The organism is Leptolyngbya sp. Cla-17 (assembly GCF_016807185.1).
Lineage (GTDB): Bacteria > Cyanobacteriota > Cyanobacteriia > Leptolyngbyales > Leptolyngbyaceae > ULC077BIN1.
Genome location: NZ_JAEVYN010000002.1, coordinates 340529 through 361276, shown reverse-complemented (window position 1 = coordinate 361276; position 20748 = coordinate 340529). Strand labels below are relative to the sequence as shown.

Sequence of the window (20748 nt, the reverse complement as noted above, 5' to 3'; positions counted from 1 at the left end):
TGCGTGTTTTGAAATGTTCATTTATCGACCAACTTAATCGACTGTAGATGAGGTAAACCATGCAAACCGGACAAAATGCGCAGAACCTAAATTTCAACCGACAAAGTCGATTGGAAGAGGCTTCAGCCCCCCCTAGCGATGGGAGCGGAGAAGCTGATCAAAAGCCTAAAAGTGGTGGCTTTAAAGTTCGCTCCTTAATGGGCGCTGTCCGGCGAAACATTCCAACTATCTTAGTGTTGACCCTGCTTGGGGGCGCTGGAGGCTGGGTTCTGACTAGAACTTTTCCGCTGATCTACGAAGGTAGCTTTGCTGTTTTAGTTGAACCAATTACCTCACAAGGGCGCTTATCAGATCCGTCTGCCATTTCACGATCACAGGTTCAGCAAGATAGTAACGGGAACGGCATTGATTATCCAACCTTGCTTCAAGTTCTACAAAGCCCTGATAGGCTCTCCAAAATATCAAAGACTATTCAAAGTCGTTATCCAGAAGTGACGGCCGAGTCCTTAGCTAGAGATTTAAAGAACCAAAATTTTACAGTTACTCGTATTGGAACAAACCTGCTGGACTCAACGAGAACGATCGAGGTTGACTACAGAGGGTCTAATCCAGAAAAAGTTCGCTTTATTCTAGAACAGCTTGCTCAGGGTTATCTCAAGTTTAGTCTTGACGATCGAAAAGTGCGAACTGAAGCTGGTGTTGAATTTATTGAGGAGCAACTTCCTACCTTGCAGCAGCGAGTGACGGTATTGGAAGGTCAGATGCAGGCTCTTAAGCAGCAGTATCGACTAACTGATCCAGCACTTGAAAGTAATCAAGTATCAGAGCAGCTAAAAAACGTAAACGAAAAGAAATTAGAAGCTGACACTTTATTGCGAGAGCAAACAACCCTGTATTCTGTTCTTCAGAAGCAACTCGGTTTTACTCCAACGCAAGCACTAGGAGCCGCTTCACTGAGTCAAAATCCTCGCTATCAAGATTTGTTAACGCAATTGAAGAAGACCGAGGGTCTTATTGCAGTTAAACTCGCTCGGTTCAATGAAGATAGTCCTATTGTTAAAAGCCTACGCGATCAGCAGAGAAATTTAGCGCGGTTGATTGCTCAAGAAGCTCAACTGAATCTTAATGAATCGTCACCTGGAGTTTCAGAAAGTTCTCAGGTTTTGGCATTTCAAGATCCGGTACGTTTAGATTTAATTAAGCAACTTGTTCAATCGGCTAATTTAAGTCAATCTCTACAAGTGCGCGTCCAAGAAACTGCTCGAAATAAAGCAGCATTGGAGGAACGATTAAATCAACTTCCTGCCATTACTCGTCAATACAATACCTTGCAGCAGCAATTAGATATTGCAACTAAAACGTTAAATCAATTTTTGTTGCAGCGTGAGACTTTTCGAGTTGAGGCTGCTCAGAAGGAGGTTCCTTGGGAAATTATTGCTCAACCAAAACTAGTAACGGATTTGGAGACAGGCAAACCGATCGCATCTCGAGGTAAGAAAGCACAGCCAATGATTCCAGGGGGGTTGTTGGCTGGGGCGCTATTAGGAGTAGCGGCCGCTTTGTTAAGAGAGAAAATTCGCAATCGGTTTGTCACAGCGGCAGATTTGCAAGACGCTGTGCCATTTCCACTTCTTGGGATGATTCCAAGCCAAAAAACAGGGCTACCTTTAGCAGCAAATGGAACGCAATCTAAAATTTCGGAGCCTTTCACTGACGCTTTTTGCTCTCTCTACACTAATCTTCGATTCTTATGTCATCCACCTGTGAGATCGTTGGTTGTTGGGTCTGTAGAACCTGGAGACGGGAAAACAACAGTTGCTCTGAATCTTGCTTTAATGGCTTCAACGATGGGACACCGAGTTCTATTGGTAGATGCAAACCTTTGCCTGCCTCAGCTACACACTCATTTAAACTTGCCTAATCAAAAAGGCTTAATTGATGTTCTGCAACAGCGAATTGATGCATCTGAAGTAATTGAGAAGATACCTGGAGAAAGTAATCTGTCTGTATTAACAGCAGGTTCTGCTCAGTTTGGTGCCACTCGATTACTCGCTTCTAATGAAATGCAACGGCTAGTAGAACGATTACAAAGCAGCTATGACTTGGTTATTTATGACAGTCCATCTTTAAGTGCATCCACAGACAGTAATTTCCTAACTGCACAAACGGATGGGTTGTTGTTAGTGGTTAGCCTTAATAAAACAAAGCAAAGTCTTGTTAAAGAGACACTGAGTGATCTAGAAAAATATCGTTTACCAGTGGTTGGAGTTGTAGCAAACCGAATTGGAAAGAGCAAGATTGTTCCCTATGCTCTACCGACTAGTCAACAGCAAACTTATGCAACTGAAGCTCATCCAGCCTTTTTTGGCAAGCTTAAAGAATCAGGTGACGTAGGGCGGTAATACTAACTCCTTTAAAGCTGGGGGTGATATTGCCTTGGCTAGGAAAATATATCTAAATTAAATAGCAAGCCGATACAGTTTTCGTCTTTTATACAAAGGCGGTGTCAATTTGCTTGCTAAGTCAGATCACAAAGGATAACGAACTTGGCAACTACTGATTTGGTACTTCTTATAGTTGAAACCGTTTTATTAGCAATTTCTATACTGCTACTGATTCCAAGCTTTGTTTTAATGGTTGAATGTGTTGCAGCGCTTTTCCCACCGCGTGCATGGCGTGGGCAGAATTCTGAACGCTCTCGTATTGCTGTGTTGATTCCTGCCCATAATGAAGCGGCTGGCATTGGAGCCACGTTAGAAACTTTGATTGGGCAACTTACCTCGCCAGATCAATTAGTTGTAGTGGCTGATAATTGCACAGATGAGACTGCGGCAGTTGCACGAGAAACGGGTGCCATAGCAATCGAGCGCTTTGATGACACACACCGCGGCAAGGGGTATGCGCTGGACTTTGGCATGAGTTTTCTTGCTAATCATCCGCCTGATGTTGTTGTTATTGTGGATGCGGATTGTATTGTTGCCCCTGGAGCAATTGAACAGATTTCACGGTTGGCGATCGCTCGTAATCGCGCAGTACAGGCAACGTATCTACTTGTTCAACCCGCTAATCCCTCTCCGAAGGATGCTGTTTCGACCCTAGCGTTTACCGTCAAAAATTTAGTTCGTCCCCTTGGGCTTGCTCGATTTGATCTACCCTGTCCTTTAACAGGCACAGGAATGGCGTTTCCTTGGGCGGTGATTCGTAAGGTTTCTTTGGCAAGTGGCAATATTGTTGAAGATATGAATCTTGGGTTAGATTTAGCGATCGCGGGTCACCCTGCAACTTTTTGCCATGAAGCACGAGTGACTAGCGCGCTGCCACAACAAGCGAGTGCGGCTAAAAGCCAACGCACTCGCTGGGAACATGGGCACCTGCAAACCATTCTGACGCAAGTTCCTCGCTTACTCAAAGTGTCTCTTCAGAAGCGGCGATTTGACTTGCTTGCGATCGCTCTTGATTTACTCATTCCTCCCCTTTCTTTGCTTGTGATGCTGTGGGCATTGGCAATGACTGTTGCGCTCGTTGCTATCTACTTTGGTATTTCGCAAACTCCCGCGATCGTTTTAGGCAGTGCAGGAGTCATGATTTTAGCGGCGATTGTCTCTGCCTGGGCAAAATATTGCCGAGCCGCTATTCCTGCCAAAGTACTTTTCACTATTCCCCTTTATGTCTTGTGGAAAATTCCTTTGTACTTCAGGTTTCTATGGAAACCTCAAACGAAGTGGATACGAACAGAGCGAGATAGCGTTGATTCTTCTCGCTCTTAGCTGGGTATCAGCACTACAAGGGAAGTGACACAGAAGAAGTCTCAAGCGTTTTGGTGAAAAGCGTATAGTCTGTTTTTACCGCTTCAGTTGGGACGGGAGTTAGTTGCACAGCACAGGCTTTCAGTTCAGGTTGCTTTGAATCAGGGCATGATTTTTCCTGGGTCATTGCATTGGCTTCTGCCTGATCTGCCCAAAGCTCACCCCAATGAATTGGAACAAACACCGTTCCCGGCGAGATCGCAGCAGTCACTTTAGCGGGGAGACGAGCCACGCCTCGCCGCGATCGCACTTCAATTAAGCTGTGATCTTCTACACCAATTCGGGCTGCATCACGGGGATGAATTTCTAAGAACGGATGGGGATACATCTGCCGAATCTTCTCGATTCGCCCGGTGCGGGTTTGGGTATGCCAGTGTCCATAGAGCCTGCCTGTCGTTAGCACAAACGGATACGCCGAATCAGGAGGTTCTGCCAAGCCGCGTGAGTGAGCAGCCGAAAATCGCGCTCGTCCATTGGCAGTCGGAAACTGGTGATTGGTGTAAAGTCGTTTTGCTGGTTTAGCAGCCTTTTGATGAAACTCATCAGGATTGTAAATCTGCGTAGTGAGTTCTTCTCCGCTCTCTTCTTTTGGGATAGGCCATTGAAGCGGACCCTCTTGCCGCAGGCGCTCATGGCTTAGTCCAGACATATCGCAGACACGCCCTTGAGTCAATTGCACATATTCAGCAAAGACATCGGCAGAATTAGTAAACGGAAACTTATCGGCAAATCCCAGTCGGCATGCCACTTCGGCAATGATTTCCCAGTCGGCGCGGGCTTCTCCGGGTGGAGAACAAAATGCCTGACATAGGGTCACTGTTCGTTCGGAGTTTGTCATGATTCCAGTTTTTTCGCCCCATTGAGCGGCTGGCAGCAAGACATGAGCAAATTTGGCGGTTTCTGTTGGGTAGTAGGCATCTTGCTGAATGGTGAAGGGCGATCGCCTTAATGCTGCTTTCGCCCGCTCTAAATCTGGCAAGCTCACCGCTGGATTGGTTGCCACAATCCAGAGCAACCCAACATCATCGCTTTCTAAGCCAGTAATGATATCCCAAGCAGTGCGACCCCAGTCAGGAGAAATGCGCCCTGCTGGCACTCCCCAAAACTGCTCAAGTTCCGCACGCTGCTCTGGAAACTTGACATGACGATAACCGGGCAACAGATTGCACAAGCCACCCGTTTCTCGCCCGCCCATGGCATTCGGTTGACCCGTAAGGGAAAACGGGCCTGCACCTGGTTTGCCGATCTGTCCAGTCATCAAATGTAGATTGATAACAGCGCGCACTTTGGCAGTTCCCTCACTGGATTGGTTCACGCCCATCGACCAGAGAGATAGTACTCGGTTTGACTCAGCCCACCAGCGGGCGGCGAGTTCAAGGTCATTAACCGAGATGCCGCATCGTTCTGACACTACATCGGGAGAATAGTGTTGAGTGACTTCTGCGAACTCTAAAAACCCTTCTGTGCGGTTAGCAATAAAATCTGCATCCACACAGTCCCAACGCAGAAGCAAATGAGCAATTCCATTGAGCAAGTCAATATCTGTACCGGGTTGAATCGCCAAGTGTAGATCCGCGTCCTCAGCGGTTTTGGTGCGACGTGGATCAACCACCACCATTTTGACGTTGCAATTTTTCTTGTGGTATTTTTGCAGACGATTATGAACAATGGGGTGACATTCTGCAGTATTTGCACCAATCAGAAAGACACAATCGGTCAGATCTAAGTCTTCGTAACAGCAGGGAGGTCCATCCGAGCCAAGGCTTTGCACATAGCCAGCAACGGCGGAAGACATGCACAGGCGCGAATTGGAATCAAAGTTATTGGTGCCCAAACAGCCTTTCAAAAATTTTTGGGCGATGTAATAGTCCTCGGTTTGCAGTTGTCCAGAACCATACATACAAACGCCATTAGCTCCTTGAGTGGAGAGAACCGTTTGGATACGCGAGGTGATTAACTCTAGTGCTTGATCCCAAGAAGCACGACGAAATTCTTCATCTAAAGAATCGCGAATCATGGGATAGAGGAGGCGATCCTTATTCAATGCTTCGGCAATAGTTGCACCTTTGACGCAAACCATGCCTTGGCTAGAAGGATGAGCGCGATCGCCTCGCACCTTCCAGAGATGTTCTGATTGATCCTGACCGTCTACAGCAGTTTCTGATTGAGGAGAAGCTAACACTTCTAACCCACAACCTACGCCACAGTATGGACAAAGGGTCTTAACCGAATCAACTGCTGTCATTCCACAGAATCTACCTGAAGGTCATCACATGAAGAGGCTGCCACAACCAGCGATGGCTCGAAAACTCGAAGGTGAAGGCAGGGAATTTTACTGAGCAAAGTTTCGCCAGCAGCGGCACAGGAGTGAATTTCGAGTAAAGCATCAGGAATAGCTTCAAATAAGAGCCGTTGATGAGGAAAAATCACTCTCTCAAATAACCAATTGGGAATAGTCAGAATCTTTGCTTTCTGAATTTGTGTGGTGGTGTTGACGTAGTAGCAAAGAATTCGGTTGGATAAATTGGTTGGAAACGGGTTAAACACCGAGGTCATCACGACACTCCTGCTATGGGTGCTTGATTAGCAAAATACGCGCCAGCGATCGCGGTTCAGCAATAAGAGCTTGAAGGTTAATCCTATGCCTTAAGCTCTTTGGTTTTTATTAACTTCTTGTCCTACTCGTCGGTGTGCAGAGCATAGCGTCCAAACAGAAAATCTAATGCTCGATTACGGAGGGTGTAATATGCTGGGTCTTCCATCATTTGAGTCCGGTTACGCGGGTGCGGAAAATGGACCTCCATAATTTCGCCAATTTTGGCGGCGGGTCCATTCGTCATCATGACGATGCGATCGGCTAAGAACAAGGCTTCATCAATGTCATGAGTAATCATCATTACGGTCACTTGTTGCTCTGCCCAAATTTTGAGCAGCTCTTCTTGCAATTCTTCACGGGTGATGGCATCTAGGGCACCAAACGGTTCATCTAGAACCAAGACCTCTGGGCAAATTGACAAAGCACGAGCAATGGAAACACGCTGTTTCATACCACCCGACAGTTGACCAGGTTTTTTCTGGGCGGCTTCTTCTAACCCAACCATTGCCAGGTGCTTTTGCACAATCTCAACTTTTTCTTGCTTAGACTTTTCAGTAAATACAGCATTTACGGCAATGTAAATGTTTTCAAAGGCTGTTTTCCAAGGCAACAGCGCATAGTTTTGAAAGACCACCATGCGATCGGGTCCAGGTCGCACAATTCGCTCACCTTTAAGCCGCACTTCCCCACTGGTCGGCTGGGCAAATCCAGAAACCATATTGAGCAAAGTCGATTTGCCACAGCCAGAGTGCCCAATGACGCAGACAAATTCGCCTTCATTCACGGTCAAATCGACCCCATCAAGAACGATATTATCTCCTTGAGCGGAAGGATAGACCTTAGAAACCTGGTCAATTTCCAGGAATCTGGAGGTGGGCTGAATTAAATCGGGTGATTGTGGAGTTGTGAGAGTTTGCATAAGTGCTTTCTACAGTAATGGGCGGCGTTGAATGGGTTGCAAGCAGTTAGGGATCAAGACGGGCAATCACAAAAGCAATTTTAGGATGCGGTTACATCAATACTTTTGGGCTGTTTTAGTTGTACTACTCCTGTTAGACCAAGCTTTGTCTAAGCAGCTACCGTTGCAATACTATCCAATTTGATTTCTTTAACCTGAATTGGATGAGCGATCGCAAATTGGTTGAGGTAAGCAAGGGGATCATCTGGGTTGAAGATGATCTCATCGAACAGCGCAAAGGGGTGGCGATCGGGTTCGGTGACTGGGAAGTCGAGTTCTTTAGCCGCTTCACGATACACATCTAGGCGATGGGTGCGTTGCAACACTTCCACCCAGTTTTTGGGAAAGGGCGCAATTCCCCATCGGGCAAGCTGGGTCAAAATCCAAAGACTCTCAATCTGTTGAGGATAGTTGCTCCGATCAACGTAGAACTGATTAAATCTCAGCAGCGATCGAGGGTCTTCTCCTATGCCATAGCTGTAGGCATCAATGAAGCCAGGGCGAATGTATTCTGGCTTGGAACCAACGTATTCTGGTTTGCAGAGGAGGTTCAAAATTTCTTCACGATTGCGGCGATCGTCACAGTATTCACAGGCTTCCATCAGCGCTTTTACGAGGGCTAAATAAGTTTGGGGATGTTGATTCACCCAATCTTCTCGAACGCCTAGTACTTTTTCGGGATGCCCCGCCCAAATATCTAAATCAGTTGCCATAATGACCCCTAGCCCTTCATGCACGGCACGAGAGTTCCAGGGTTCTCCTGCGCAATAGCCATCAATGTTATTTGACTGGAGATTGGCAACCATTTGGGCTGGAGGAATGACAGCAAGATTCACATCTTGATCGGGATCAATGCCACCGGATGCCAACCAGTAGCGCAACATCAGATTGTGCATGGAGGTTGAATGCACCGTGCCCAGCGTACGGGATTTGTCGGAGGGTTGCTTAACTAGGGCGGCAAAATCTTCGAGCGATCGCACCCCTTGGTTGTAAATATCCTTGTCCAACGTGATGGCGTTTCCATTACGGCTCAGCACCAACGAAATAACCATCGGCAAAGGATCAGTGTTGTTAAACCCAACTGTCATTGCCAGAGGCATTCCCGCCACCATTTGAGCCGCATCTAGACGATTGGAGGCAACTCCTTCTAAAATTGCCTTCCAACTTGGCTCACGGGATAAATTAACTTCTTCCAAACCATGTTTAGCAAAAAAGCCTAGCTCTTTTGCGACCATCAGCGGTGCGCAATCGGTTAGGGGCACAAAGCCGATATTCAGGTTGACTTTTTCTAAGCCGTGACGGGCGATCGCAACCACTTTTTTTGATTTGCGCTTTTTCTCCCGCTTTTGCTGATTGAGAAAGTAAATCATCTCATTCCGCAGAGTGTAGTAGCTGGGATGATTCACGACTTCTAAGCGACGGCGCGGATGGGGCATGGGTACATCCAAAATTTGCCCAATTTGCGCTTCCGGTCCATTAGTCATCATCACAATGCGATCACTCAGCAACAGTGCTTCGTCTACATCATGGGTCACCATCACGCAGGTAATCTTGCTCTCTTCGCAAATCCGCATCAACTGATCTTGCAGATTGCCACGAGTCAAAGCATCCAATGCACCAAAGGGTTCATCTAACAGCAATAGCTTTGGACGAATTGCGAGGGCACGGGCGATCGCAACCCGTTGCTTCATCCCGCCAGATAGCTCATTCGGCTTTTTGTGGACTGCATTGCGTAACCCAACCAAGTCAATGTGGCGGTCGATGATGCTCTGTCGCTCTGCAACAGGCAAATTATCCATCACCTTATTCACAGCGAGTTCGATGTTTTGATACACCGTGAGCCAGGGCAGCAAGGAATAGTTTTGAAACACCACCATGCGATCGGGTCCAGGCTGAGTCACTTCTCGACCTTCCAGCACCACACCCCCATTGGTTGGATGGTCTAGTCCCGCCATGATGTTCAGCAACGTTGATTTGCCGCAGCCAGAATGTCCCACCAAGGAAACAAACTCACCTTGCTGCATCTTCAGTTCAATGTTCTTCAAGGCAACATATTGACCGCCATTTGCTAATTCAAAAATGCGATCAACATGATCAACTTCTACAAAGAAAGACATAGATATCTCTGGGAATGTGGATGAATTAGGAATTGGAAGAAGGATTCAGAAATGTCAGTTTTCTAGCGACATCTTACTTATCTGAACTGACAAAACTGGCAAAATACCCAATCAGTTTGTCGAGCAAGAATCCAATCACACCAATGTAGAACAGTGCCAAAATCACTTCGCTAAGGCTGCCGCTGTTATAGGAGTTCCAGATAAAAAAGCCAATGCCCGTATCGCCACGCAACATTTCGGCTGCTACGATCGCCAACCATGCCAAACCAACCCCTAACTTCAATCCTGTGAACATGTAAGGCACGATGGACGGCAGCAAAATGCTAAAAAAGTACTCTGAGCCAGAAAGACGCAGCACCTTCGCCACATTTTTGTAGTCTTGAGGCATTTGTTGCACGCCGACAGCAGTATTGTAGATGATGGGCCAAATTGCTGTCACAAAAATAATGAAGATTCCGGCAGGTCCAGAGTCTTTGAAGATTGCTAGTGCGATCGGCAACCATGCCAGCGGTGGCACGGTCCGCAAAATCTGAAACATCGGATCAACCGCTTCATAAACGATCGGAATGGCTCCGACCAGCACTCCAACTGCAATCCCAATAATCGCTGCGAGCGTATACCCAACTGCTACCCGTTGTAGACTTGCTAGCGCTTGCCAGCCCAAACCTTTATCATCTCCTTCTCTAAAGAAGGGATTAATGATGAAGGGATCCCAAGTTTGTTGAACCACTTCAATGGGTCCAGGCAATGCCTTTGTCAGAGTCGAAAAAACTTGCCAAATAAACAGAGCAACGATGAACCCAAGCACTGGAGCAACCAATTTTCTGGAATGCTTTTGTAGATAAATCGACACATTAGAGGGCAAAGAAGATGGAAGACCGCCAGCGTCTGCGCGTGTTGCCATGGTCGAGTTGTCCTTGAATATTAGGTGAGTGTGGAAGCTTTTGACTGTTGATGCAAAGAGCTTTGAGTAAATGGAATACTTACCCAAAGCTCACTATTGAGAACCTATGCTTTCATTGCAGTGATCTTGAGGCTCTTCAGATACGCCTCTGGATTTTCTGGGTCAAACTTAACTCCATCAAAGAAAGTTTCAACACCGCGAGAAGACGTCTTAGGAATTTCAGCCTCTGGAACCTTCATTGCTTTTGCAGCATCGCGCCAAATATCTTCGCGGTTCACTTTCTTAACCAACGCCTTGGTATCTAAATCACCAGGTAAGTATCCCCAGCGCTTGTCTTCGGTGACAAACCAAGTGTCGTGGCTGACAAACGGGTAAGATGCGTAGTCTTGCCAGAACTTCATCACATGTGGGCTTTTCTCTTCAACCCGCCCATTCCCAAAGTCGATGGTGCCTTCAAGCCGCCCAGCGATCGCGGCTGCTTCGACCTTCAAATATTCCCGCTTGGCAATAATGTCTGCCATCTCTTTCTTGTTTTCTGCCTTATCACACCACATTTGGGCTTCCATGACTGCCATCAGCAGAGCTTTTGCAGCTTTAGGATTTTTGTCTACCCAATCAGCCCGCATGGAGAAAGCTTTTTCAGGATGTTTGTTCCACAGTTCACCCGTTGTCAAGGCACTGTAGCCAATATCCTCCTTCACCAACTTTGCATTCCAAGGTTCACCCACACAAAAGGATGCCATTTGTCCTTCTTGCATGTTGGAAACCATTTGTGGCGGTGGGATCACGATTAACGAGGCATCCTCGTTTGGATCAACTCCATTCGCAGCCAGCCAATACCGCATCCAAAGATCGTGAGTTCCACCAGGGAAGGTGACGGCACACTTGACAGGATTTCCGGCAGCTTTTTCTTTGGCAAAAGCTGGTTTGAGATCTGTACTCTTTAAACCAATTTTCAAATCTTTGTAGGTATTTGAAATGGAAATTGCTTGTCCATCCAGGTTAAGCCTAGCCAGGATGTACATGGGCACTTCTTTGCCGTCCGTGATTTTGCCCGTGGTCATCAGATAGGGCATAGGAGTCAGAATGTGAGCGCCATCAATACCGCCGCCCTGAGAGCCAGTGGACAGGTTATCGCGGGTGGTTGCCCAGGACGTTTGCTTAACGACCTTGACATCTTTCATGCCGTACTTAGCAAAGTAGCCTTTTTCCTGGGCAATAATTAATGGCGCAGAGTCAGTTAGGGCAATAAAACCGAGAGTCGCTGCGGTGACTTCTGGGGTATCGCCAGCGGCAACATTGACCGCTGGAGCCGCACTAGGAGAAGCGCTGGTTGTACTAGTGTTGGAGCTACTACAGCCCTTCACCATTAGTGTTCCAGCGCCAGCGGCACCTGCGGTAATGATGAACTTCCGTCTTGAAAGATTGGTCATGAGTTCCTTTAGCTTTAATTAATCAGCGATGTTGAATTAGTGTGGGAGAACTTTTATAGGTGGGGCGAAGCGCGATCGCCGCTGTTTGGATTAACTAGAGGCTTCAACGCGAAGACTAGCACCGAAATCTTGAATCAACAGATTCCGCAAAACAGGCAGCAGGTCTTCGCAGGGAATTCCCTTTTGGACACAGGTGCCAAGTTTGGCTTCCTTGCCAACAGTGCCGCCCATATAAAGATCTACGGCATCCACTGTTTTACCGTCTTTGCGGATTTTGGTGCCCATTAAACCAATATCGGCGACTTGAGGCTGACCACAAGAATTAGGGCACCCCGTCCAGTGGATTCGCACAGGATGAGGAACGTGCAATTCTGCATCCAGGTCGGCGGTGAGTGCCAAGGCGCGGTTCTTGGTTTCAACCAGCGCAAAGTTGCAGAATTGGGCACCGGTGCAAGAAATCAGCGATCGCCCTAGCGTAGATGGATTTACAGAAAATCGCTCTAGCAGTGGCTCTTTGAGCAAGGGCGCAATGCGCGAGTCTGGCACGTTGGGAATCAAAACGTTTTGCTCAACCGTGAGGCGCAATTCACCGCTGCCATATACTTCAGAAATGCGAGCTAAATCAAACATATCTGATGCAAATAGGCGGCCCACAGGCACATGCAGCCCAACGTAGCTTAAGCCAGGTTGCTGCTGGGCATGAATGCCAATGTGATCCCGTTTTTCCCAAAGGATTTCATCTTTCTCGGCTTCAGCTTGCAAGGGATGCCCCATTTGCTGTTCGACTTCTGCCCGAAAGCGATCGACACCCCACTCATCAATCAGCCACATGAGACGAGCTTTTTGTCGATTTGCTCTTAACCCATGGTTACGATAAACCAGCAAAATTGCTTCACACAGAGCCACGACCTCGCTCGGATCAACCCAGACCTTCATAGGAATGGCAGCTTCGCAGCGTTTGGCAGAGAAGAAACCACCTACTAGCACGTTAAAGCCTAGTACGTCATTCTTATAAGCTGGAATAAAGGCGATGTCATTAATTTCGGCGTGAACGGAATTGTCTCTACAACCCGCGATCGCAATATTAAACTTGCGCGGCAGGTTAGAAAAAGATGAATTACCCTCGCCGTTGTTGGTGATCATATCCTGCACCTTGCGGCACAGCCCCCGCGTATCAATCAATTCATCGGCATCAATGCCAGCAACGGGTGAACCTGTGATGTTGCGAACATTGTCCATGCCAGATTGAATACTTGTTAGCCCTGCCTGTTCAAATCGGCTAAAGATGTCTGGAATGTCTTCAATACGGATTCCACGCAGTTGAATGTTTTGTCGGGTCGTGATATCGCCATAGCCATCTTCGCCATAGCGCTGAATCACCTCTGCCAGCACACGCATTTGTCCACTGGTAACAATGCCATTGGGTAAGCGCATTCGCAGCATAAACTTGCCAGGAGTCACTGGGCGAAAGAAAATGCCTAACCATTTCAATCGATGGTCGCGATCGTTTTCATCCATTGCCTCCCATCCAATTTTGGCAAACTCATCAAGTTCTGCCTTGATTGCTAGCCCATCCTTCTCTACCTTTAGCTTTTCAAACTTGTTTAGACTTGCTGCTGCCGGAACAGTACTTGTCATAAATCCATCCACTGAAACATTGCTAATCCGCTCAACCAACGCGCCCTCTTTTTGCCTATCACTCTCATACTCGAACTGGCTGTCTCTAAAAATCTCTGCTACCCTTTCGAGTTGCAGATCCAAAAGTTGGAACGATTTCAGCAGAGGTTATTCTCTTTAAAAAATTAGTTTGGAGTTTTTTACTTTATGCGTGGTTAGGTCTAAGTTAGAAGCATAGGAACAAGAGTTTCGTATAGTTAATTACAAAATATTTCTAAATATGAGTTTCCAGCATTACTTTAATGCGAAAAAGTCAACTATCGCAGGTTCAAGATCGAGATTTTTTCTTCAAATGACTGCAATGCAAGCATTTGAGCTAAATTTTAGCTAAACGAGCAAGTAACGATAAATTTCTTAAATCATTACAAACGGTATATGTCTTGTTTAAGATGCTGTTCATCAGAAACTCAACAATGCGGCAATTCAGGAAATTGCCTTTTCTGATGAGTAGTGAGGCTTTTTGGGGCGATCGCGTTTTAATTTTTGCTTCTATTGCTAAAGTTTTGCGAAAGCGATAAGTCAAAAAACCTAATTTTGTATTATTTGTTACAGAAAATTCTGATATATTAGAGATTAAGGATTGAAGTACACCTCGTTTCGTACATCGACTTGATTAGTTCTTTAAGTTTGGAGATTAGCTATGTCTACTCAAGATCAAGCTCGTGCGTTGATGGTGCGGCACCAACATATGGTCAAAAACCGTGAGCAATGTTTATTGAGCCGTGCAGCAGCAGCAGTTGGTATGACGGCAGAATCAGCACTTCTTAATGATGCCCAAGGAAAAAACTCACTCTGATCTCTCTACTTACAGTCGCAATCATGTTGGACTGAGTTAGTCAGCGATGCCTATTGAGCAGACTTCCAAAAATAAATTCATGACTTACTTTAAAAGGCGGGCTTCTCATAAGAAGCCCGCCTTTTAAAGTAAGTATTTTCCCTAGCGCCCGATGCCAACGTAGCGAAATCCAGCCGGCCCCAGCAAGCTAACCGTTTTAAGGTTCGAGCCGGAGTACTGCCATAAAAGCTTCTTGGGGAACATCAACTGTTCCGATCGCCTTCATCCGTTTTTTCCCTTTTGCCTGCTTCTGCAAGAGCTTTTTCTTCCGAGAAATGTCGCCACCATAGCATTTCGCCAATACGTCTTTGCGAATGGCAGGGATCTGTTCGCTAGCGATGACTTTGCTGCCGATCGTTGCCTGGATTGGAATTTTGAACTGGTGGCGAGGAATCAGTTCTTTTAGCTTTTCGGTTAAGGCGCGACCAACGTTGTAGGCTTTATCACGGTGAACAATCGTAGCGAGAGGATCGACTGGATCGCCATTAATCAGGATATCTAGCTTGACCAATGGATTTTCGCGATAGCCAATGAGTTTGTACTCCATGCTGGCATAGCCCCGCGATCGCGACTTCATCTGATCAAAAAAGTCTGTTGCCACTTCTGCCAAAGGCAATTCATAGATCAGCGTTGTACGCTCGGGCGTCATGTATTTCATGTCTTTGAAAACACCCCGACGACTTTGAGAAAGCTCCATCAAGGTTCCCACATAGACTTCTGGGGTAATAATATCTACCTGAACGTAGGGTTCTTCAATTTTTTCACGCTGCTGCGGATCGGGCAACTTGCTGGGGTTGTCAATCAGCAACACGTCGCCCTTAAGCGTAGTAATGCGGTAAACCACCGATGGCGCTGTGGTAATCAAATCTAAGTTATATTCTCGCTCTAGCCGCTCTTGGACAATTTCCATGTGCAGCAAGCCTAAAAAGCCGCAGCGAAAGCCAAAACCCATAGCGCTAGAGGTTTCGGGTTCGTAATTAAGTGCTGCATCGCTCAACTTGAGTTTTTCCAGAGCTTCGCGCAAATCTTCAAACTGGTCGGCATCAGTCGGAAACAAGCCACAAAAAACCATGGGGGTTGCTTCGCTGTATCCCGGCAATGGCTCAATCGCCTGGACTGCTGCCAAGGTGATAGTGTCGCCAACTCGCGCATCCTCAACGGCTCGAATCGACGCGGCAATGTAGCCAACTTCGCCTGCGTGCAGTTCGTTTACTTGTACTTGCGTGGGCGACAAGACTCCCAGTTCATCAATCACATACTCTTTGCGAGATGCCATCAGCCGAATGCGATCGCCTTTTTTAACATTGCCATCCATTACTCGGAAATATACTATGACACCTCGATAGGGATCATAGTAGCTGTCAAAAATTAGGGCGCGCAGCGGTTCGGCGATCGTATCTTTAGGTGGGGGCACCAGATGCACAATCGATTCTAAAATATCAGGAACTCCAATTCCTTCTTTTGCAGAGGCATAAATTGCCTGACTGCAATCTAAGCCCACGATGTCTTCAATTTCCTGCTTTACGCGCTCTGGTTCAGCTCCGGGCAGATCAATTTTGTTCAACACCGGAATGATTTCCAGGTTGTGCTCCAACGCTAAATAAACGTTTGCTAAAGTTTGCGCTTCCACACCCTGAGAAGCATCAACAACAAGTAAAGCACCTTCACATGCCGCTAGCGATCGCGAAACTTCGTAAGAAAAATCTACGTGTCCTGGAGTATCGATCAGGTTTAAAACGTACTTCTCGCCATCTTTCGCTGTGTAATTCATCCGGGCAGCTTGGAGCTTAATCGTAATGCCTCGCTCTCGTTCCAGATCCATGTTGTCAAGAAACTGTTCTTTCATTTCCCGCGCGTTAACTGTGCCAGTCTCCTGCAGCAAGCGATCGGCAAGCGTAGACTTTCCATGGTCAATGTGGGCAATAATCGAAAAGTTACGAATCCGAGAAACGGGCACATCTGTCATATCTCTGGCTGTATAGAAGCTTTTAACGTAATTGTAACGGGTCACCTCTGAAACCTCACACTCATCAGTCCAACTTTATTGCTGTATCTTTTGAGAGCATAAAAATTCCTTTGAATTTGTAAAATCTTGTAGGTAGCATTAGGAATGCTAGGCAGTTATGCCGTAAGTTGGTTATGTTTATAGGCCTGTCGGGTTAAACTTATCTATTGCTGAAGTAGTTCAGATGACCTGTTTTCAACAGGTTGTTCCTTACTTGAACCAACGTTCGCTAGCATCCAAACTATGAATGAGTCTGCCCTGTTTTCCCAGTCGGCTTCCGAAAAAGTTGAATTGTCTGTCCGTTTAGATCCCGCTTTGCTAGATCAGATTAAGCACTTGACCAATGACCCTAGCAAGGTGATTGAAGTAGCCGTGCGGCAGTGGCTTAAAAATGAATTGCGCCGGGATGATGAATTGACCCGCAATCTACAGCGAAATCCGCCAGTTCCGCCTCGAGGTGAGTGGAACGATTAAAAAAGGGTAATGAAGAAGCATGCAAGTGGTTCAGTAGATTAAAGAATGTGCATACTAGACTTAGGCTAGATTAGTGATGCTTGAATAGCCCTGTTGCAATCTTTATCAATCGCTAGTTTTGATCCTTCTCCAAAAAAGACGCTAGCTAGAGTCCTGATGCCTTCTTCTGCAAACTATCAACGTTCTTTTTCTATACAACAAGGAGCGACCCCCAAAAAACAGGGCGAAGGTAGCGACCTCACCGAGTTTGTCATGGCTCAAGACCGTGAGGGGCGTTGCTTGTCCTTCTTTTGGCAATTGGCAGAGGTTTATGGCATTCAGTCAGATCAACTAATCGGACAGCTACCGGGTCGTATTTTCGGTCCGGTTGATACAAAAGCGTACATTACCCGGATTCACCAAGTTTTAGAGTCTCAAACAGCTCAAAAATTCAAGTTCAAGTTCCGCTGTGGCGATTTTCGGCTGCAAGCAGACTTGACGATGAATCCAGTAATTGGGGTCGATAGAATTGCCAGCACTGTTTTAGTCACGGGTAGGATCTATCCTAATTCTGCCCAACCAGAAGCGGAACTGAATTCTAGCTTAGTTCAGTTAACTGAGCCAACAGCGGGCGCTGGTGCTGACTTTAAAGGGTTTCCAGCGGTAGCAATTGGTGGCGCTGACACCCATAAACTACTGACCCAAATTGCCTGGAATATTCGCCGGACTCTGGATCTACCTACCATTTGGCAGCAAACTGTCGAAGGATTAGGCGACTTATTAGGCGTGAGCCGCTGTGTTGTATTTCCCTATGAGCCGACTAAACCCACCATAAAGGCAGTTGCTGAATATTGTCGAGGGGCATTTTGCCCGATGCAAGATTTAGAATTCTCTGTAGCAGATGATGCCGATTTGCAAGCAGTGCTAACAACGCTGAATCCTGTGAATGTGCGGGATGAACCTAGAGTCTTAGCTCAAGAAGCGGCTCGACCACCAGCAACGCTGCGTAGTCTAGTGCAATACTCCATGCTGATTGTGGTTACCTCTCACCAAGATCAGCCTAATGGGCTAATTGTGCTGTATCAAGATGATCAACCCCGCCGTTGGACCGAGGTGGAGATAGAATTTGTGCAAGAGTTGGCAGATCAGGTGGGAACCGCGATCGCTCACGCGAATTTGATTTCTGCCAGCCAATCCTTGGCGACCGAGGTGCAAAAAGCAAACAATAACCTGCGGCAGAAACATCGCGAACTAGAAGAAGCTAGAGAGCAAGCTGAAGAAGCTTCTCGATTGAAAAGTGAATTCCTTGCCAATACCTCTCATGAATTAAGGACTCCACTCAACGGCATGATTGGCTTTCTTAAGCTCGTTCTAGACGGTATGGCAGATGATCCTGAAGAACAAATTGAATTCATTGGTGAAGCCTATCGCTCAGCCTTACACCTGCTCAATATCATTAATGACATCCTCGACATTGCCAAAATTGAAGCTGGAAAACTGCAAATTGAGCTGAGTCCAGTTAAGCTTGCGGAGCTATTAAATGATGTTGCAGATTTCATTAGCAATCAGGTACGCCAAAAAAACCTGAGTTTTGAGATTCAAAAACCGCCCACAGATGACGAAATCATTATCTATGGTAACTATCAGCGTTTGCTACAGGTAATGTTAAATTTGGTCGGCAATGCCATTAAGTTCACTCATGACGGCGGTGTGACCATCAGCATAGAAATTATTAAGAAAAAGTTAACGGTTCAAGGGGTTGACCTGCCTGGACACGTCAAAATCCGAGTGGCGGATACTGGAATTGGCGTATCGCTTGATAAGCAGGATAAGCTGTTTCAGTCGTTTAGCCAAGTCGATGGATCTCGCACTCGCCAATATGGGGGGACAGGGTTAGGATTAGCAATTTCTCAAAAGCTTGTAGAAGCCATGGGTGGAGTAGTAAATTTCTACAGTATGGGTGAGGGTCTAGGCTCTACGGTCACTTTTACCGTCCCGCTGTATCAAGAACCTGTGATGATTACGGCCCAAATGACTGATGTGCTTGATCTATTACTGTAGATTTCTAGCTGTAAGCTTTTGAAAAATGAAGTTTTTGAAAATGCGATCGCGTTGTTTTTAATACTCAATCCACACAGTTCATATAAAAAGCTGTGTAGCTACAACCACACAGCTTTTCATCAAAAACTCAATAGTAACGAGTTAGTAAGCATCCTGAAGCTCATAAAAATCGGGCGAGATGTAGTCTTTCCGCAGGGGATAACCAACCCAATCCTCGGGCATCAAAATCCGCTTTAGGTTGGGGTGACCTTCATAAATGATGCCATACATATCATAGGTTTCTCGCTCCTGCCAGTCTGCGCTCTTCCAGATCCAATAAACCGATGGCACAGAAGGATTAGCACGAGGTAAAGAAACTTTGACTCGAACTTCCTCAGGGCGATCGACATTATCAGCAATTTTGATCAGGTGATAAAAGCTGACTAAATCTTGACCGGGTCCAGAGTCATATCCACCTTGGCACTGTAGAAAATTGAACCCATAGGCATAGAGTGCAGTTGAGATGGGAATTAAAAAGTCGCGATCGACAATCAACATCTCAACACCAGATGCATCCAGTCCTAAAAATTCATGCTCGAACCCATTTTCAGTCAACCACTTGGAAACCTTTCCAGCCTCAACAATTGGGGCTGGAGTTGACGTTTCTTGCGCTTCAGCCACGATCTATCTCCTCCTTCTGAGCCGTCAACAGTGCTGGCGGAATTGGCATTCCCATCGCCTCCATCAATTCTTTGGGGGGCGCTTCACGAGTGCCAGACTGGAGATATTTGCCCGTCAATATTGGTTCCACAACTTTCATGGTGTGTGTTGTGCTGTAGTAGCGATGGATTTGCCGCAGCATTCCCCGCTCCTGAATTGACTCGTTTGAAATTTTTTTACGCAACTTGATGATGGCATCAATAATCGCTTCTGGACGCGGAGGGCAACCCGGTAGATACACGTCTACTGGAATGAGTTTATCCACACCCCGAACGGCGGTAGGTGAATCGACGCTGAACATTCCACCTGTAATAGTGCAAGCACCCATGGCAATGACGTATTTTGGGTCAGGCATTTGTTCGTACAGTCGAACTAGGGCAGGTGCCATCTTCATTGTGAGGGTGCCTGCGGTGATGATGAGGTCAGCTTGACGAGGACTTGATCGCGGAACTAGACCGAAGCGATCAAAGTCAAACCGTGAGCCAATTAGGGCAGCAAACTCAATAAAGCAGCAGGCTGTTCCATATAACAAAGGCCACAGACTAGAAAGCCGCGCCCAGTTATATAAATCATCCACAGTGGTCAAAATGACGTTTTCTGACAGATCTTGAGTAACCTGAGGTCGCTCAATTGGGTTCATAATCCGCTCAGAGGGATCAATTGACAAACTTTGAACCTGAGTATTAGGTTTTATGACCATTCCAACGCTCCTTTCCGCCAAGCATAAACAAGACCAATTACTAAAATGCCAATGAAAACCAAGGCTTCAAGAAATGCCAGTAGCCCTAGTTGATTGAACGCAACCGCCCACGGGTAAAGAAACACAGTCTCTACATCGAAAATGACGAAAATCAAGGCGAACATGTAGTAGCGAATGTTGAACTGAATCCAGGCACCGCCAATGGGTTCCATTCCAGATTCGTAGGTTGTTCGCCGTTCAGGTCCACGGCGACTGGGGCGGAGTAGTTTGGAAGCCGTTAACGCCAAAATTGGAACTAAGCTGCATACCAACGTAAACCCTAAAAGGTATTCATATCCACTAAGAACAAACACAATTAGAACTGCCTCTTCATTATTTAGATACGGTTAACAACGCTTAGAAATTGCTGCCCTTCAATATTATAAGTGGGCTGAGCTTCACAAAAGGATAGAAGTTATCCTATGGCCAAGCTCAGTGCTTTGGCATAGGCGATGAAATTAAGTT

16 protein-coding genes are annotated in these 20748 nt (G+C 46.5%); 5 read left to right on the top strand and 11 right to left on the bottom strand.

The window, feature by feature from the left end:
- Positions 1-59: 59 nt before the first annotated feature.
- Together JOY44_RS12945 and JOY44_RS12940 are read left to right on the top strand one after the other, a co-directional pair.
- Complete coding sequence (locus JOY44_RS12945) at positions 60-2402, top strand: GumC family protein (RefSeq protein WP_171574148.1); 2343 nt, start codon at positions 60-62, stop codon at positions 2400-2402.
- A 159-nt stretch (positions 2403-2561) separates the two neighbouring features.
- Complete coding sequence (locus JOY44_RS12940) at positions 2562-3767, top strand: glycosyltransferase family 2 protein (RefSeq protein ID WP_242541780.1); 1206 nt, start codon at positions 2562-2564, stop codon at positions 3765-3767.
- 13 nt (positions 3768-3780) lie between these two features.
- Here JOY44_RS12940 and JOY44_RS12935 read toward each other — a convergent pair whose 3' ends face one another.
- The 7 genes from JOY44_RS12935 to JOY44_RS12905 form a co-directional block, all read right to left on the bottom strand.
- Positions 3781-6051, bottom strand: a complete 2271-nt coding sequence (locus JOY44_RS12935; RefSeq protein ID WP_171574147.1) for a molybdopterin oxidoreductase family protein — start codon at positions 6049-6051, stop codon at positions 3781-3783.
- Positions 6048-6362, bottom strand: a complete 315-nt coding sequence (locus JOY44_RS12930) for a DUF1830 domain-containing protein (protein ID WP_171574146.1) — start codon at positions 6360-6362, stop codon at positions 6048-6050. The genes JOY44_RS12935 and JOY44_RS12930 overlap by 4 nt, the downstream gene beginning before the upstream one ends.
- A gap of 122 nt (positions 6363-6484) precedes the next feature.
- Positions 6485-7321 carry a nitrate ABC transporter ATP-binding protein gene (locus JOY44_RS12925; protein WP_171574145.1) on the bottom strand — a complete coding sequence of 279 codons (837 nt, stop codon included), beginning with the start codon at positions 7319-7321 and terminating at the stop codon, positions 6485-6487.
- A 149-nt stretch (positions 7322-7470) separates the two neighbouring features.
- The gene (locus JOY44_RS12920; protein WP_171574144.1) at positions 7471-9477 is read right to left on the bottom strand and encodes a nitrate ABC transporter ATP-binding protein; all 2007 of its coding nucleotides are present in this window, start codon (positions 9475-9477) and stop codon (positions 7471-7473) included.
- 73 nt (positions 9478-9550) lie between these two features.
- The gene (ntrB, locus tag JOY44_RS12915; RefSeq protein ID WP_171574143.1) at positions 9551-10381 is read right to left on the bottom strand and encodes a nitrate ABC transporter permease; all 831 of its coding nucleotides are present in this window, start codon (positions 10379-10381) and stop codon (positions 9551-9553) included.
- 104 nt (positions 10382-10485) lie between these two features.
- A complete protein-coding gene (locus JOY44_RS12910) occupies positions 10486-11814 on the bottom strand; it encodes a CmpA/NrtA family ABC transporter substrate-binding protein (protein WP_171574142.1) in 1329 nt (442 codons plus the stop codon).
- Positions 11815-11904: 90 nt separating this feature from the next.
- Complete coding sequence (locus JOY44_RS12905) at positions 11905-13452, bottom strand: ferredoxin--nitrite reductase (protein WP_171575961.1); 1548 nt, start codon at positions 13450-13452, stop codon at positions 11905-11907.
- 679 nt (positions 13453-14131) lie between these two features.
- On the opposite strand from JOY44_RS12905, the gene JOY44_RS12900 reads away from it, so the two are divergent.
- On the top strand, positions 14132-14287 hold the full coding sequence (locus JOY44_RS12900; RefSeq protein ID WP_171574140.1) for a hypothetical protein: 156 nt from the start codon (positions 14132-14134) through the stop codon (positions 14285-14287).
- Positions 14288-14483: 196 nt separating this feature from the next.
- Here JOY44_RS12900 and lepA read toward each other — a convergent pair whose 3' ends face one another.
- Positions 14484-16292: a translation elongation factor 4 gene (gene lepA / locus JOY44_RS12895; RefSeq protein ID WP_171575960.1), complete on the bottom strand. Its 1809-nt coding sequence runs from the start codon at positions 16290-16292 to the stop codon at positions 14484-14486.
- 282 nt (positions 16293-16574) lie between these two features.
- Here lepA and JOY44_RS12890 point away from each other — a divergent pair, with 282 nt between their 5' ends.
- Both JOY44_RS12890 and JOY44_RS12885 read left to right on the top strand, forming a co-directional pair.
- The gene (locus JOY44_RS12890) at positions 16575-16805 is read left to right on the top strand and encodes a hypothetical protein (RefSeq protein ID WP_171574139.1); all 231 of its coding nucleotides are present in this window, start codon (positions 16575-16577) and stop codon (positions 16803-16805) included.
- Positions 16806-16961: 156 nt separating this feature from the next.
- The gene (locus tag JOY44_RS12885) at positions 16962-18845 is read left to right on the top strand and encodes a sensor histidine kinase (RefSeq protein WP_171574138.1); all 1884 of its coding nucleotides are present in this window, start codon (positions 16962-16964) and stop codon (positions 18843-18845) included.
- A gap of 141 nt (positions 18846-18986) precedes the next feature.
- On the opposite strand, the gene JOY44_RS12880 is transcribed toward JOY44_RS12885, so the two are convergent.
- The 3 genes from JOY44_RS12880 to ndhC are packed head-to-tail and all read right to left on the bottom strand — an operon-like array spanning position 18987 to position 20597.
- Positions 18987-19505, bottom strand: coding sequence for an NAD(P)H-quinone oxidoreductase subunit J (locus JOY44_RS12880; RefSeq protein WP_171574137.1), 519 nt, complete (start codon positions 19503-19505; stop codon positions 18987-18989).
- Positions 19498-20244, bottom strand: coding sequence for a photosynthetic/respiratory NAD(P)H-quinone oxidoreductase subunit K (gene ndhK, locus JOY44_RS12875; protein ID WP_171574136.1), 747 nt, complete (start codon positions 20242-20244; stop codon positions 19498-19500). The genes JOY44_RS12880 and ndhK overlap by 8 nt, the downstream gene beginning before the upstream one ends.
- Positions 20235-20597, bottom strand: a complete 363-nt coding sequence (gene ndhC, locus JOY44_RS12870) for a photosynthetic/respiratory NAD(P)H-quinone oxidoreductase subunit C (RefSeq protein WP_171574135.1) — start codon at positions 20595-20597, stop codon at positions 20235-20237. The genes ndhK and ndhC overlap by 10 nt, the downstream gene beginning before the upstream one ends.
- Between the last annotated feature and the right edge of the window lie 151 nt (positions 20598-20748).

Coding starts and splice junctions, on each gene's coding strand:
- JOY44_RS12945 (WP_171574148.1), top strand. CDS start 60: ATGCAAACCGGACAAAATGCGCAGAACCTAAATTTCAACCGACAAAGT.
- JOY44_RS12935 (WP_171574147.1), bottom strand. CDS start 6,051: ATGACAGCAGTTGATTCGGTTAAGACCCTTTGTCCATACTGTGGCGTA.
- JOY44_RS12930 (WP_171574146.1), bottom strand. CDS start 6,362: ATGACCTCGGTGTTTAACCCGTTTCCAACCAATTTATCCAACCGAATT.
- JOY44_RS12925 (WP_171574145.1), bottom strand. CDS start 7,321: ATGCAAACTCTCACAACTCCACAATCACCCGATTTAATTCAGCCCACC.
- JOY44_RS12920 (WP_171574144.1), bottom strand. CDS start 9,477: ATGTCTTTCTTTGTAGAAGTTGATCATGTTGATCGCATTTTTGAATTA.
- ntrB (WP_171574143.1), bottom strand. CDS start 10,381: ATGGCAACACGCGCAGACGCTGGCGGTCTTCCATCTTCTTTGCCCTCT.
- JOY44_RS12910 (WP_171574142.1), bottom strand. CDS start 11,814: ATGACCAATCTTTCAAGACGGAAGTTCATCATTACCGCAGGTGCCGCT.
- JOY44_RS12905 (WP_171575961.1), bottom strand. CDS start 13,452: ATGACAAGTACTGTTCCGGCAGCAGCAAGTCTAAACAAGTTTGAAAAG.
- JOY44_RS12900 (WP_171574140.1), top strand. CDS start 14,132: ATGTCTACTCAAGATCAAGCTCGTGCGTTGATGGTGCGGCACCAACAT.
- lepA (WP_171575960.1), bottom strand. CDS start 16,292: ATGACAGATGTGCCCGTTTCTCGGATTCGTAACTTTTCGATTATTGCC.
- JOY44_RS12890 (WP_171574139.1), top strand. CDS start 16,575: ATGAATGAGTCTGCCCTGTTTTCCCAGTCGGCTTCCGAAAAAGTTGAA.
- JOY44_RS12885 (WP_171574138.1), top strand. CDS start 16,962: ATGCCTTCTTCTGCAAACTATCAACGTTCTTTTTCTATACAACAAGGA.
- ndhK (WP_171574136.1), bottom strand. CDS start 20,244: ATGGTCATAAAACCTAATACTCAGGTTCAAAGTTTGTCAATTGATCCC.